At 65.3% G+C, this 14,360-nt stretch carries 12 protein-coding genes; 5 read left to right on the forward strand and 7 right to left on the reverse strand.

Going from position 1 to position 14,360, the window contains the following annotated elements; genetic code table 11:
- Positions 1 to 24: 24 nt before the first annotated feature.
- The 3 genes from copC to KHN96_RS19835 are packed head-to-tail and all read left to right on the forward strand — an operon-like array spanning position 25 to position 1,865.
- Positions 25 to 411, forward strand: a complete 387-nt coding sequence (copC, locus tag KHN96_RS19825; RefSeq protein ID WP_009241686.1) for a copper homeostasis periplasmic binding protein CopC — start codon at positions 25 to 27, stop codon at positions 409 to 411.
- 4 nt (positions 412 to 415) lie between these two features.
- Entirely contained in the window at positions 416 to 1,345 is a 930-nt protein-coding gene (gene copD, locus KHN96_RS19830; protein WP_009241685.1) for a copper homeostasis membrane protein CopD, read from the forward strand.
- Between the two features lie 31 nt (positions 1,346 to 1,376).
- On the forward strand, positions 1,377 to 1,865 hold the full coding sequence (locus KHN96_RS19835; protein ID WP_021197391.1) for a DUF411 domain-containing protein: 489 nt from the start codon (positions 1,377 to 1,379) through the stop codon (positions 1,863 to 1,865).
- 43 nt (positions 1,866 to 1,908) lie between these two features.
- Here KHN96_RS19835 and KHN96_RS19840 read toward each other — a convergent pair whose 3' ends face one another.
- The 3 genes from KHN96_RS19840 to KHN96_RS19850 all read right to left on the reverse strand — a co-directional run bounded on the left by KHN96_RS19840 (position 1,909) and on the right by KHN96_RS19850 (position 6,337).
- Positions 1,909 to 3,174 carry a hypothetical protein gene (locus KHN96_RS19840; RefSeq protein ID WP_009241683.1) on the reverse strand — a complete coding sequence of 422 codons (1,266 nt, stop codon included), beginning with the start codon at positions 3,172 to 3,174 and terminating at the stop codon, positions 1,909 to 1,911.
- A 364-nt stretch (positions 3,175 to 3,538) separates the two neighbouring features.
- Positions 3,539 to 4,177, reverse strand: a complete 639-nt coding sequence (locus tag KHN96_RS19845) for a PepSY-associated TM helix domain-containing protein (protein WP_238587603.1) — start codon at positions 4,175 to 4,177, stop codon at positions 3,539 to 3,541.
- Positions 4,178 to 4,198: 21 nt separating this feature from the next.
- Positions 4,199 to 6,337, reverse strand: a complete 2,139-nt coding sequence (locus KHN96_RS19850) for a TonB-dependent receptor (protein WP_062739568.1) — start codon at positions 6,335 to 6,337, stop codon at positions 4,199 to 4,201.
- Between the two features lie 269 nt (positions 6,338 to 6,606).
- Between KHN96_RS19850 and KHN96_RS19855 the strand changes: the two genes are divergently transcribed.
- Positions 6,607 to 7,704 (forward strand): oxidoreductase, encoded by a 1,098-nt coding sequence (locus KHN96_RS19855; protein WP_062739567.1) that lies wholly within the window; start codon positions 6,607 to 6,609, stop codon positions 7,702 to 7,704.
- The gene (locus tag KHN96_RS19860; RefSeq protein ID WP_062739566.1) at positions 7,701 to 9,797 is read left to right on the forward strand and encodes a cation:proton antiporter; all 2,097 of its coding nucleotides are present in this window, start codon (positions 7,701 to 7,703) and stop codon (positions 9,795 to 9,797) included. Before KHN96_RS19855 ends, KHN96_RS19860 begins: the two co-directional genes overlap by 4 nt.
- 66 nt (positions 9,798 to 9,863) lie before the next feature.
- Here KHN96_RS19860 and KHN96_RS19865 read toward each other — a convergent pair whose 3' ends face one another.
- From KHN96_RS19865 to KHN96_RS19880, 4 genes are all read right to left on the reverse strand, one after another.
- On the reverse strand, positions 9,864 to 11,126 hold the full coding sequence (locus tag KHN96_RS19865; protein ID WP_045220065.1) for a DUF3734 domain-containing protein: 1,263 nt from the start codon (positions 11,124 to 11,126) through the stop codon (positions 9,864 to 9,866).
- Between the two features lie 32 nt (positions 11,127 to 11,158).
- Positions 11,159 to 11,944: a 3-hydroxybutyrate dehydrogenase gene (locus KHN96_RS19870; protein WP_062739565.1), complete on the reverse strand. Its 786-nt coding sequence runs from the start codon at positions 11,942 to 11,944 to the stop codon at positions 11,159 to 11,161.
- Between the two features lie 47 nt (positions 11,945 to 11,991).
- Entirely contained in the window at positions 11,992 to 12,735 is a 744-nt protein-coding gene (locus KHN96_RS19875; protein ID WP_062739564.1) for an acetoacetate decarboxylase, read from the reverse strand.
- A gap of 194 nt (positions 12,736 to 12,929) precedes the next feature.
- A complete protein-coding gene (locus tag KHN96_RS19880; RefSeq protein WP_045220503.1) occupies positions 12,930 to 14,333 on the reverse strand; it encodes an aminotransferase-like domain-containing protein in 1,404 nt (467 codons plus the stop codon).
- Between the last annotated feature and the right edge of the window lie 27 nt (positions 14,334 to 14,360).

Genomic DNA, 14,360 nt, shown 5'->3' on the forward strand with positions numbered 1-14,360 from the left:
ACTCCCAACCACAAGGGTGTTTCTATGTTCACGTCTCGTTTTGCCACCAAGGCCATCATTGGCACGTCCTTGGCGCTTCTGGCTTCGGCCGCGTTCGCGCATCCCAAACTGGTCTCTTCGACGCCCGCCGATCAGGCGGAAGTGACTGCGCCGACGAAGATCGAGCTGAAGTTCTCGGAGACCCTCACGACACAATTCTCCGGGGCCAATCTCGTCATGACGGAGATGCCCGGCATGTCGGGGCATAACCCGATGAAGGTTGGCGCAAAAGTCTCCGCCGGCGACGACGCCAAGACGATGGTCATCACGCCCGCACAACCGCTGACGACCGGGACGTACAAGGTGGAGTGGCGCGCGGTCTCGTCGGATACCCACCCGATGACGGGGAATTTCACGTTCAAGGTGAAGTAAGGCCATGGCGGACGATTGGCTCAATATCGCCCTGCGCTTTGGGCTGTACCTGGACTTGACGATCCTTTTCGGGGTCTCGCTGTTCGGGGTCCAGGCGTTGCGACCCGATCACCGGGCCACGGCGATTGCGCGCCGATACGTCCGTGCCGTCGGAGTCACTGCCGCATTGGGCATCGTGCTGTCGCTCTGGAGCTTCGTTGTCATGGCCAAGGCGATGACGGGGGCCACCGAGTACGCTGAACTCACCAGCCATGTCTTCAGCATGATGCTGACCACCACCGCGGTTGGCCTGGCCTGGATGGCGCGATTGGTGGCCCTGGCCGGATGCTTGGTCGCCGTTGCGCGTTTGCGGAAGCACCCAGCGCCTCACTTCGGCGTGTGCGCCGGGCTGGGTGCGGTGGCTCTGCTAACGGTCACTTGGGCCGGGCATGGGGCGATGGACGACGGTGTGAAGGGATACCTTCATCTCACATTTGATATCGCGCACGTTTTGGCCGCGGGCGCCTGGGTTGGCGCATTGGCAGCGTTTGTGCTGCTGGCGTCGACAAGACAAGCGGCCTCATCGGAAACGGTGGAAATCCTTAGTCACACATCCAATGGCTTCGCGCGTCTTGGGACGCTGATTGTTGCCACGCTGTTTGCGACAGGGACGTTCAACTATTTTTTGATCGTTGGGCCGACGATTAACGGGTTGTTCACCACGCCATACGGGCGCTTATTGTTGATCAAGCTGGCTTTGTTCGCGCTGATGCTCGGACTGGCCGCAGCCAATCGTTATCGGCTGAGCCCACGGCTTGCGGCGGCGGTTAGGGCCGCAGACCACGTCCACGCGGTGATAGCACTGCGCCGCAGTCTGGTCATGGAAACCAGCCTTGCCATACTGATTTTGGCGTTGGTCGCTTGGCTTGGTGTGCTTTCGCCGCCTGGAACCTGATACTGCTTACCTGTTTGCCGGAGGAACCATGATGATGAAATCGCCGACTGCCAAGCCCGTGTCCGCGACAAGACGGTCCCTGATTGCAGGTCTGTTACTGCTGCCTGCCGTAGCCCTGGCGCAAAAGGCCGGATCGAAACCCGTGATCCAGGTGTGGAAAACGCCGGGTTGCGGCTGCTGCAAGGATTGGCTTGCCCACTTGCGGGACAACGGGTTCGACGTGGTTGCACATGACGTCGAGGAAACGGTGGAAGCCAGGCGAAAGGCTGGCATGCCAGAGCGCTATGCCTCTTGTCACACGGGCATCGTGCAGGACTATGCGCTGGAAGGCCATGTTCCGGCACGCGAAATCAAGCGTCTGCTGCAGGAGCGCCCGAAAGCGATCGGGCTGGCGGTCCCCAGCATGCCGCTCGGCGCCCCTGGCATGGATGGGCCGGCATACGGTAATCGGCGCATGCCATACAACGTCCTGCTGATCGGATTGGACGGACAGGCCACCGTGTTCCGCGCATACAGCTGATGGGGTGTGACCGTCTCCTTGGCACCCGCAATCGTGCCACCGGTCAGAGCGTTTTGGCGATGGCTTCAATCGGCTTGATACCTGCGCCGAACCGGGCCATGGTTTCCCGGTGCTCGGTGAGGCTGGTGTAGGGCACATATCGGATGCCAAGTTCCGATACGCGGCTGAAGGCGGGGCGTGCAAGTTGAGCGCGCACGTCGGCCTCTCGTCCATCCGGCGCAACCAGGAACAGGTGTTTCTTCGCCGGCTGTTCTGTGCCCAGGGCTAAATCAAGCAGTCGCACGATGCCTGAGTAGATCGAAGTGGTGTGTTCGACCTCGAAGGCGGCTTCCACCTCCAGCGAAGCAGCGTTCAGCCAAACGACGTCGATAAGGGGCACGGTGTCGGCACCCGCTACCAACAGCGAGTTCGGCAACGTTGCCAGGCAGCCATCGCTGAGCACGCCGCCGTTGTAAGGGCGGCTACGGTCGTTGGTTGCCACCCATACTGCGAAGCCCAGTGCCTTGCCGAGATCGCGCAACCAGCCTTGCACCTCTGTATGGGAGGCATCGTCGGTTCGTCCCGCCTGAAGTTGTTTGGCGAAGGAGGCCGCTTCCTCGCGCGCCTTGGCCAGATTGCTCTCCCACTCAGCGATCGTGGCAGCATCGCCTTCTCGCGGCGGCGCCGGATAGCGCTCCATTCCGATATCGAACAGCAGTCCGGCAACTGCGCCCAAATCGTTGGACAGGAGGTCGCGGTAGCGACCATTCAGGGACAGCACACCCTCGCGCATGGCCAGGTAGTGGTCCCATTTCCCGAGCTTGACGCGAGAACCCGTCAGCGCGTTGTATCCGTTGACGATCGCGGTGTTGAAGGGAACCGCCAGCGTCGGGTGAATGAAGTACAGCAGGTTGGCGACGGCCGGGCCCAGCCCCTTGATGCCGTGTTGGTTCAACTGCTGAATCGCTTGAACCAGTTCTTGTTCGGTGTCGCAGCAATTGCACGTATGCAGCAGCCTGGCGAACGCTCGCTGATGATCGGCATTCTCATAGATGTCCGGGATGCGCAGTTTGGGCTTCCAGAGGAAGGCATGGTCCGCCCCCTTGAAGATCTGGCGCTGCTCTGCAATCGAGGAGACCACGGTTTCGAGGGGGGACCCGCGATAGGCGTTGCCGAATGTCCCAGCTTGAATCTCATTGACGACCGCGCCGATGCCGCGCCGAATGGAGCGGAAGTTCTTGAGGCGCTCCGGCCAGAGAAACCACGTCTGATATGTCCCGTCCCTGTCAGCTTTCCATCGCTCAATGAGCGTTCTTGTCAAATCGGTCATGCACGCCAGTGTTCTTCAAAAGATCGGAGTCTATCTTCTCAAAGAATGCGTTCAATTTGTCGCTCGTATGCGCGTCTTGTTTCGATAACCAGCGTGCTGGTGCCGGGAATGCTGTATGGGCGCAAACTGATTTCGGCGGACACCCTGGAACGTGCACCGCAGGCGTCAGGTGATACCAGTGTGGCTCACTGAGAGCAGGGTCGGTGGCCGTACGGCCAATTGCGAAGGTGTATGTTTTTGAAGTGTACGTTGCCCCTTGAATCCATAGAGGCGCGCTCCACCGCTTGATCCTATGACCTATTTTCTTTTCAAATCAGCACCTTAGATCGGATGTGGCGGATTTTTTACGAATCCCGGCCATCCCTCAATACAGCCCACTGAACGCGGCCAGCAGATACAGCGGCAACACCAGCGTGCCGACGACGGTGTGCACATCCCACCAGCGGATGCGCCCCGCGCGGCTCCACCGGATCATGAGCCAGCTTCGCCAGTTCGCGACGCGTTTCGGCCACCGCAGATAGAGGCCGGACAACGCCATCACGACCAGCGCGATGGTGCTCGCCCCGACAATCTGCTTGCCCACTTCGTCCGCCAGCAGCGTGCGGTGCAGCAGCTTGACGGTGGCAAAGAAGCGCTGGCCGCGCGCCTCGGGAAGCAACGTGCCGGTGCCGGCATCGATGTAGCGCAGTTCCCCGCGGCTGCTGCCGCCGCGCTTGCCGGGCGGCCAGGCATACCAGACGCGCCACGGCTCGGTGGGGTCGGATGCGGCGGTGATGAACGTGACGGGGCGCTGCGGCATGGCTGCGCGCGCCTGTGCGGCCACCTGCGGCAGCGTCGGGGCGGAGCCGCTGCGCGCGGGCAGGGTGAGCACGCCGGGATTGAGGGCGCGCAGGAGTTCGTCTTCGTACGCCATCAGCGCGCCGGTGGCGCCGACGATGGCCAGCACCACGCTGGCTGACAACCCGATCAGCCAGTGCAGGCGGAAGAGCACCCGTCGCAGCATCGCCATTCGCCTGTTGGACGCTTACATCTTGTACCGCACGCCGAGCAGCGCCATGCGAGGCGCGCCCGGCATGTTGTAGTGCTCGGCGCCGCCGTGGGCCGACACGTAGTACGCGCGATTGAACAGGTTTTGCAGGTTCAGCGTGAGGTCGACGTGCCTGCTGCGGTAGCCTGCGCCGAGATCGACCGTCATGTAGCCGGGCAGCGTCGTCAGGTTGTACTGCGACGCATAACGCGCGCCTTCGGCACGCACGCCGCCTGCCACGTAGAAGCCGTTCGGCAGATCATGCTTGAGCCACAGCAAACCGCTATGCCGCGGTGTGAGCGAGGGTTGATTGCCCGTGACGGCCGTTCCGGCGCTCCGGTCGTATGGGTTGTCCAGGCGGCCGTTCAGATAGGCATAGCTGGCGATCAGGGACCAGGTTTTGACGATTTCACCCGTGAACGACAACTCCAGCCCGCGCGTACGCTGTGTACCGATAGGCACGCCGAGGCCAGAGTTATCCGGGGCTGCTGCCGTCAGGTTGGTCTGCTTCATATCGAACAGCGACGCCGTCACACTCGCGCCGGCCGACAGGTCGTACTTGGCGCCGATCTCGTAGTTGGTGGTCCGCTGCGGAGCCAGCGCACCGCTGTTCGGGAAGAACGTGAAGCTGTCAGCCAGCGGCTGGAACGAGCGGCTGTACGACGCGTACAGCGAGAGTGGCTCGACCGGGTGGTACACCACGCCCAGGCGCGGGCTGACCGGCTTGTCGGTCCGTGCCAGATCCTGGTTCTTCGGCGTGAGGTCGTCGCGGCTTTGCTTGAGGATCTCGTAGCGAAGGCCGGCGAGCACCGTCCATTGCGGCGAGAACTTGATCAGATCCTGCACATACGCGGCATACGTTTCGTTGTGCGAGAGGCCGTAGTTGGTGGGCGTGGCGTTGGCGGGCACCGTGGGCAGCACCGGCAGCACGGGGTTGAACAGGTTGACCGTGAAATTGCCCGGGGCCGCGGCCACGCGGTCGCTCTTGTCCTGGTAGCCGAGCTCGATGCCGTACAGCAGCGTGTGCTGGATGCCCCAGGTCTCCGCCTTCTGCGTCAGTTCGTTCTGCCAGACCGTGCCGCGATCGCTGCGGTTGCGCTGGTTGACGCTGAGCGTCACGGTCGGGATCGGGCCGTCGTTGACGCTGCGCACGGTCGTGTAGTTGTTGCGGCCGAGCGAGTACTCGTAATTGCGCACCACGCTGTGGAACGACCACTTGTCGTTGAAGCGGTGGTCCAGCGTGCCGGTCACGCTCTTGACCGTCGATTCGACATTGCCGGCGCCTGCATCGGCCGAGCCGTATCGCGTCTCGATGGGCACGTTGGCGGGGCGGCCGTGATAGGCGGGCACGCCCTGGTCTGCGATGCGCTTGTCGTGCAGGTAGTCGAACTGCACCGTCAGCTTGGTATCCGGCGACAGGTTGAACAGGAACGACGGCGAGATCGCCTGGCGACGCAGGAAGTAGTCGTTGCGGAAACCGCCCGAGTCTTCCACCGCGCCGGTGATGCGTGCGCGGATGGCGTCGTCATTGATGGAGGTGTTCAGGTCCAGCTCGGCGCGTTTCTGACGCTCGGTGCCCACCAGTACGCCCACTTCGGCCAGCGGCGTAGCGAGCGGCTTCTTCGTGACACGGTTGATGATGCCGCCTGACGAGCCGCGCCCGTACAGCACCGCAGCCGGGCCCTTCAGCACTTCAATGCGGTCGATGTTGGAGAGGTCGCGGAAGTAGAGGGAGTCGTCGCGCAGGCCGTCGACGTACTGGTCGTTGATCGACGAGAACCCGCGGATGGTCACCTGGTCGCGCTGGGCATCCCCAAGCGAGGCCGACACGCCCGGCACGTTGCGCAGCGCCTCGTTAAGCGACGTCACGCCCTGGTCCTGGATCACCGCGTGCGGCACCACGTTCACGGTTTGCGGAATCTCGCGCAGCGGCACGGGGATCTTCGTGGCCGTATTGGCGATCGGCGTGTCGTAGCTGGCCGTGCTGCGCGTGCCCTTGACGGTCGAGGTGGGCAGCGTGCCGGCGTCGGCTGCCGCAACCACGGCGTCTGCAGCGGTTGCCACGTGGGCCAGCGGCAGCGTTCCAAGGACGGCCAAAGACAGGCGAAGACCCTCTCGACGAAATTTCGGCGGCATTACAGTTCCCGTAAAGTGAAAGTCGCGCCGACAGGCGCACTGGCGACGCGATCCCACCCCCGGAATGCTGTGGCGCGTCTTCAAAATGTGAAGCCGCAAATAATAATGAGAGTAATTCTTATTTACAAGAGACTTAGAAGTCGTTTTTGACGATGGGCAACGTTTGCTGATGCCAAGCGGGGCAATTCCGTACGCAAAGGTGCGCAGGTTGCCGGCACCAAATTGCGTTCGGGACGTCTCATTCGCTCGCGTTCCGCCTTTTTCCTGACATGTCCCATCCTCCACACGAAGCACCGCTGCGCGTGGCCCTCGTGGGCTACGGCTATGCCGGCAAGCTGTTTCACGCCGCCTACATCGACGCCACCCCGGGGCTCCAGCTGCACGTGGTCGGCTCCAATCGTCCGGACACGGTGCTGGCCGATCGGCCGGACGCCGTGGTGTGCGCGCCCGAGGCTGCCGTAACGCATCCCGAGGTGGATCTCGTGGTGATCGCCACACCCAATGACCGGCACGCCCCTTTGGCCGAAGCCGCGCTCCGGGCGGGCAAGCACGTGGTCGTCGACAAGCCGTTCACCGTGACGCTGAGTGAGGCGCGGCATCTCGCCCGCGTTGCCACTGACACGGGCCGGTTGCTGTCCGTCTTTCAGAACCGCCGCTGGGACAGCGACTTCCTTGCCGTGCAGGCTGCCATCGCAGGCGGGGCCATCGGGCAGCCAATGCACATCGAGGCGCATTTCGACCGCTACCGCCCGCAGGTGCGTGCGCGGTGGCGCGAGCAGGCCGGGCAGGGCACGGGCATCTGGTTCGACCTGGGGCCGCACCTCGTCGATCAGGCATTGCTGCTGCTGGGCCTGCCCGACGCCGTGAGCGCATCGTTCGCGCGCCAGCGCGCTGGCGCCGAGACGCCGGATTGGGCGCATGTCGTTCTGCATGCCGCAGAACGCCGCGCCATCCTGCACGCCAGCATGCTCGTGGCGGGCGGATCGCCGCGCTGGACGGTGCACGGCACGCGCGGCTCCTTCATCAAGCGCCGCATGGATCAACAAGAGGCGCAACTCCTTGCCGGCGTGGCGCCCGGCGCGCCCGGCTGGGGCGTGGATGACGACGCTGGTGTGCTGATCGGGGGCGCCACGTCCGCACAGAGCGATATGCCGACGCCCAGTGGCGATCAGCGTGCCTTCTATGCCGCGGTGCGCGATGCCATTGCGGGGGCGCGGCCGAACCCCGTGCCGCCCGTACAGGCGGTGGCGGTCATGGCGGTGCTGGAGGCCGCCGTGGCCGCGGCGCAGACCGGTGCGACCGCGGTGCCGGACCTGACCGATACGGAGCGCGCCGACTGGGGCGCCGCGCGGGAGGCGGCTTCGTGAACGGCGTGGTGATCCTGTTGCTGGTGGCGGGCGGGCTGCTCGCCGTGGTGGCGCTCGTGCAGATGCTCGCCTCGCGCCTGACTTTGCCGGAGTCGACGCTGCTGGCGCTGGCCGGCATCGGCATCGGCGGGGCGTATGTGGGCTTGCAGAACACCGCACCCACTTTCGCGGCCACGTTCTTTACACCGCTCATCAACCCCAGCTGGCCGGCCGAGGCCTATCTGTGGCTCTTTCTGCCGCCATTGCTGTTTCAGGCGGCGCTGTCGGTGGACGTACGCCGCATGGCGCCCGACGCCGCGCCGATCCTCATGCTGGCGGTCGTGGCCGTGGTGCTCGCCACGGGCGTGATCGGTCTGGCGGCCGCGGCCGTGGCGCCGTTTGGCATTGTCACGTGCCTGCTGCTCGGGGCCATGATCGCGACGACCGACCCGTCCGCGGTGATCGCCGTCTTCCGCGATGTTGGCGCACCGGCACGGTTGATTCGCCTGGTGGAAGGCGAGGCGCTGCTCAACGACGCGGCGGCCATTGCCATCATGGGTGTGCTGCTTGCCATGCTGACCGGGCACGGCGGCGAGGCCAGTATCGGGGCCGGCTTGCGCGAACTGGCCCGGGCATTCGGCGGCGGCGTGATGTTCGGATTGATTGCCGGGCGCATCGCCGCGTTCCTGCTGCCGGCCCTGCGCGGGATCGCCCAGGCCGAAGCCGCATGGACGCTGGCGCTGCCTTACCCGCTGTACCTGGTGGCCGAAGACGTGCTTGGTGTGTCGGGCGTGGTGTCGGTGGTGTGCGCGGGGTTGGTGATCGGGGCGCTGGGGCGCACGCGCCTGACGCCGCGCAACTGGTCGCACCTGCAATTGATCTGGGAGCAGATTGCCGCGCTGGCGGGCGCCGTGGTCTTCCTGCTGGCCGCGGTGCGCGTGCCGGAGCTGCTGCACGGCGTGGAGTGGAGAGACGCGCTCTGGCTCGCGGTGATCGTCGCCGCTGCGCTGGCGGCGCGCCTGGCCGTGCTGTTTGGGCTGCTGCCCGCACTCGCGTGGCTCAGGCTTTCCGCACCGGTCAGCCATGCCTACAAGCTGGCGATTGCGTGGGGCGGCCTGCGCGGTGCCGTGACGCTGGTGCTGGCGCTGGGCGTGGCCGAGAACCCGGCCGTGCACGCTGCCGACCGCCATTTCGTCAGCATCCTCGCGACCGGGTTCGTGCTGGTGAGCGTGCTCTTCAACGGCGCGACGCTGCGCTGGGTGATGCGCCAGCTCGGGCTCGACCAGCTTTCGCCGCAGGAGCAGGTGCTGCAGGGCCAGGCGCTGAACGTTTCGACCGAAGAGGTGGAATCGACCATGCGCCGCATCGGCGGGCACTTCCACTTCACGGCCGGCGCCACGGAGCAGGCGGTGCAGGCATACCGCCGCGAGGTGGCCGCTGGCGCCGCAGAGCTGAATCTGGAAGAGGCGCTGTCCGAACGGGAGCGCCTCACCATCGGGCTCGTGGCCCTGGCCACGCGCGAGCGCGAACTGATTCCCGAATACGGCAACGGCCTCATCTCGATCCGCAACCTCGACGCGATGATGCGCAATACCGCCGACATGATCGACGCCGCGCGTGCGGAAGGGCGGCTCGGTTACAAGCGCGCCTCGCGGCGCATCCTCGCCAAGCACTTCGGCTATCGCCTGGCATGGTGGGTGCACCGCGTGCTGCATATCGACCGGCCGCTGGCGAACGCGCTGGCCGATCGCTTCGAGCTGCTGGTGTGCCGCCAGACGGTGCTCGAACGCCTGCGCGCCTACAACCGCACGTCATTGCAGCCGGTGCTGGGCGAGCGCATGGCGGACCTGCTCGACGGCGTGCTGATCGCGCGCATCGAAGCCGCTGAAGAAGGCCTGGCCGAACTGCGCGGCAATTTCGGCGACTACAGCGCCGCGCTGGAGAAGCGCCTGCTCCTGCTGTTCGCGCTCCACATCGGTCAGAGCAAGATCGACACGATGCTGGCCGAAACGGTGATCTCGAAGGAGGTCTACAAGCAGATCAGCGGCGTCATCCATCGTGCGTGGACGGCGGCGCTGCCTCGTCCGTCGCTGGCCTTGCGCACGCAGTCGTAGGTGCATGGCACCCCGCGCGGCCGGCTCGTGCCGCCTGCGCAGACGCCGCAGGCGACATTGATCTGCTTACAAGCGCTTGGGGGGCCGTTCCACGTGCAGATGCCGGTGAACGTCATGGGTCGCGAAGCCCGAATCGCCGGTCGGCATCGCCAGCCACTCGGGGTGCGAAAGCGACTCGCGGATATCCGCCAGGCCCGAGGCCCAGTGCTCGCGCATGGTCGCCGGGCCGAACTGGATGTCCTTGCCGGGGCCTTCGTCTTCCTTGGCGGCGTAGATCAGGTGGATGACGTTGTAGCGCTTCGTGCAGGCCAGCTCCTGCGCGTGCTTGTACCACTGCGTGCGGCCGAATTCCTTCTCGGGCAGGTGGTCCAGCATCTGGCGCACCAGCCGCCGCGTGGATTGCGAGCGCTCCATCCAGTCCGTAATCAGGCGTGTCCGGCTCGAGTACTGCAGATCCTTCTGCCGGCTGGCCACGCCGATCATGGTGTCGGGCACCGGGCCCACGGCGCTCCACAGGTCCACCTGGAACACCAGCGTATCCTTGCGCGGCTTTGCGCCCAGCACGTAGGAGAGCGGCGTGTTGGAAACGACACCGCCGTCCCAGTAATACTCACCGTCGATGAGCACGGGCGGAAAGCCCGGCGGCAGCGCGCCTGATGCCATGAAGTGCTCGGCGCGCAACCGGCGTTCGGTGTTGTCGAACGCTTCCAGGTTGCCCGTGCGCACATTGACGGCACCGACCGACACACGGATGCCGCCATCGTTGATGCGGTCGAAATCACACAGGCGCTCGAGCGTGGCCTTGAGCGGCGCGGTGTCGTAGTAGCTGGCGTCGAGCGGGTCGACTTCGCTGGCGGGCAGCGGCGGCGGAACGCGCGGCGTGAAAAAGCCGCGCTGCCCTTCGAGCAGCGTGTCGGCAGCCTGCATGGCGGTCAGCCATTTGCGCAGGTGCGTGTTGCCGTCGAACCAGGCGTTCTCGAGAATGTCGGGCAGCGGCGGTGAAAAGCCCGGCTGCGTGATCGTCTGCCAGAACTCGCGCAGCTTCGCGTGCCGATCCTTCGGCGCGTTGCCGGCAATGATCGCCGTATTCAGCGCCCCAATGGAGATGCCCGCAATCCAGTTCGGCACGATGCCGGCTTCGTCCAGTCCTTCGAACACGCCGGCCTGGTACGAGCCCAGCGCGCCGCCGCCTTGCAGCACCAGCGCGATGTTCTCGTATTCGGGAAGCACGATGCGCTGCGCTGTAGTGAGCGGCGCATCTGCGGGGCGTGACGACTCTGCCGGCGTGGGCCGCTTGGTTGCGGCCACGCGTAGTTTGGGTGCGGGCATATCTCCTCCAACCTCCTTGCGGGTACTTGGATTTACTGCATGAACCAGCCGTGGCTCACCACGAAGGATTGCCCGGTCAGCGCGGCACTCGGGAACGTCGCCAGGAAGCGCACCGTCTCGGCCACGTCCTCCACGGTGGTGAACACGCCGTCCACGGTATCACCGAGCATGACCCTTTTCACGACATCCTCTTCGCTGATGCCGAGTTCCTTTGCTTGCTCGGGGATCTGCTTTTCGACCAGCGGGGTGCGCACAAAACCGGGGCACACCACATGCGAGCGCACGTTATGCGCCGCACCTTCCTTGGCCAGCACCTTGTTCAGGCCAAGCAGCGCATGCTTGGCCGCCACGTAGGCCGACTTGAGCGGCGAGCCTTCATGCGAGTGCACCGAACCCATGTAGATCACCACGCCGCCACGGTCGTCCTTGTACATGTGGCGCAGCGCTGCACGCGTGGTCAGGAACGCGCCATCGACGTGGATGGCCTGCATCTTCTTCCAGTCGGCAAACGAATAACTCACGAACGGGTTGACGATCTGGATGCCGGCGTTCGAGACGAGGATGTCGACCGAGCCGAGTTCTTCGGCCACGCGGTCAATGCCGCTGTCCACGGCTTGTTCGTCGGTCACGTCCATGCGCAGGCCGATGGCCTTGCCGCCGGCATCGGTGATTTCCTTGGCGACGGCCTTGGCGCCGTCTTCGTTCAGGTCAACGATGGCGATGGCCGCGCCCGAACCGGCGAGCGTGAGGGCGATCTGCTTGCCGATGCCGCTGGCGGCACCCGTGACGACGGCGACTTTGCCTTTCAAATCAGACATGTGTGTACTCCAAGGGGTGGCGGGAAAGGAATGGCGTTGGGCAGGCGTTACTTCGCGAGGTAATCGAACACGACTTCGCCCATGCCGAGGGTCAGGTCTGCAATGATGTGCCGCGCTTCGACAATCTCCAGCACGGGCAGTTCGGCCACGGGCGCCAGCGCATGGTGCGCCAGTTCGAGCGATGCGGGGCCGGTCCACGCACCTTTCATGTCGATGTCGATCATGTAGTTGCGCGACAGCTCGCAGATGCGCGCGGTTTTGCCGTCCACGTGCGGAATGATCTTGAGCAGGAAGTTCGGGCGCTCCAGGCGGCGTTTCTGTTCGGCCAGATCCAGCTCGCGGTGCTTGTAGCCCATGGTGCCGGTCGCCACGCGCACGGGGCCGTAGTCGAGCGTGCCGATCAGCGTGTCCTTGTCGGTCACCAATCTGGGCGAGGCGAGCTTCTTCGGGAAGCCCCACATTTCGCGGCCGCCGGCCAGGGGCGGATGGTCGTCCAGGTACATTGCCAGCGTGTACGTGCCAGGAGTGCCTTCGTAGGTGACGGGGATGACCTGGCCGCTTTCGGTGTAATCGCCAAAGCCGGTGGAATCAGCCATGCGGATGAACTCGTAGGCGACGAGCGGTTCGGGCACTTCCAGCGGCTCGGGCACCATGGCGCGCAGCTTGGCGGGGTCGGTGCGGTACGTGATGATGAAGAACTCGCGATGGATGAAGCGATACGGGCCGGGCGGGTAGGCGGGGCTCGTCAGCGGCATCGCAAAGGCGGTTTCGCGGATGGTCTTGATGTCCATGGCACTCCTTGCGCAGGTTGGACTGCAGGTCGCGTTGGGAATCGATACGGCGCAAGAGAACGGTAGACGACAGCGCATCGTGTCGCGCCTTTGTGACGCTGCAACTTTCCGTTCACGCCAATTTCACGTTTGAGTGCCGGTAACGTGATTGATTGCATGCAATACGTCATTGCGCCGCATGCAGCGTGCGCCTGTCAGGCGTGCGAGAGGAATTCCCAGAGCGCCGGTTCAGCGGAATACGCCACGTTGAAGCGCAGCCACGGGCTCGGCTCGTCATGCGGCCGGAAGTACTGGCCGGGCGCGAGCCAGATGTTGTGGTCGATGGCCTGATTGGCTAGCGTGGCGGCATCTGCATGGCCGGGCAAACGCGCCCACAGGAAGAGGCCGCGGCCCGGCGTATCGAACGGCTCGGCACGATGCTCGCGCATGAGGGCTTCGACACGTGTGTGGGCCTCGCCCAGTCGCGCGATCAGTCGCGCCACGTGCTCGGCATAGACGGGCCGGGTGACGAACGCATGCACGATGCGCTCGGTAATTTCGGACGAGGTGAGCGCCACGGCCATCTTGGTGCGCGCCAGTTCGCGGGTGATGGCGGCATCCGCCACGACGTAGCCGGCGCGCAGCGAGGGCGAGATCGTCTTGGAGAAGCCGCTCACGTACAACGTGCGGCGCAACCCGTCGAGCGCGGCGAGCATGGGCGCGGCGGGATCGGCGAGCTCGCGGTGCAGGTCGTCCTCGACGATCCACAGGCCGTGCTGCTCTGCCAGTTGCAGCACACGGTACGCGTTCTGCGCCGTCATGGAAGAACCGGTGGGATTCTGCAGGACGGAGCTGGTGAAGAGCGCGCGCGGGCGCTCGGCCTCGTCGGCGCGCAGGATGGCTTCCAGTGCCGCCGTGTCGAGCCCGTCCGGCGTGCGCGGCACACCGACCACGCGCAGGCCGGCGAGCTTCAGTACCTGCAGGACGTTGCAGTAGCCCGGGTCGTCCACTGCCACCACATCGCCGGCCTTGAACAGCGTGCGCACGATCAGGTCCAGGCCCTGTGTGGCACCGCTGGTCAGCAGCACCTGTGAGCGCTCCACCGGCAGCCCGCGCAGCGTGAGCGATTGCGCAACGTGCTCGCCAAGCGGCGCGTATCCCAACGGATGCCCATAGCCGGCCACGCGAAGCGCCGAGACGCGGCTCACCGCGCGCATCGCTTCCTGCACGCCGCGCTCGTCCAGCCAGTCGTTCGGCAGCCAGCCGCAGCCCGGCTTGACGGCGATCGAGCGATCGGCAAACACATCCGACAGCAGCCACGCAGCGTTGAGCTTGGGCGGCTCCCAGCGCGGCGCAACCGGCGCGGGCTGGGCCGGCGTGCGGGCGGCCACCAGGTAGCCGGAGCGCGGGCGCGCCACGATGGCGCCCAGGGCGGCCAGCCTGGTATATGCCTCCGCGACGGTGAAGGTGCTGACCTCGTGCGCCTGGGCGAGCTTGCGCACCGAGGGCAGCCGGGTGCCCGGCAGCAGGCTGCGGTTGTCCACGGCCGCGCGAATGCCTTGGACGATCTGGTCGACCAACGTACGCTGGGGATGATGAGGATCCAGTTCGAGCTGCATGCTGCGATGCGACATGAGAAGGAGGGC

The sequence above is a fragment of the Ralstonia mannitolilytica genome (assembly GCF_905397375.1).
In the GTDB taxonomy this organism is placed as follows: Bacteria; Pseudomonadota; Gammaproteobacteria; order Burkholderiales; family Burkholderiaceae; genus Ralstonia; species Ralstonia mannitolilytica.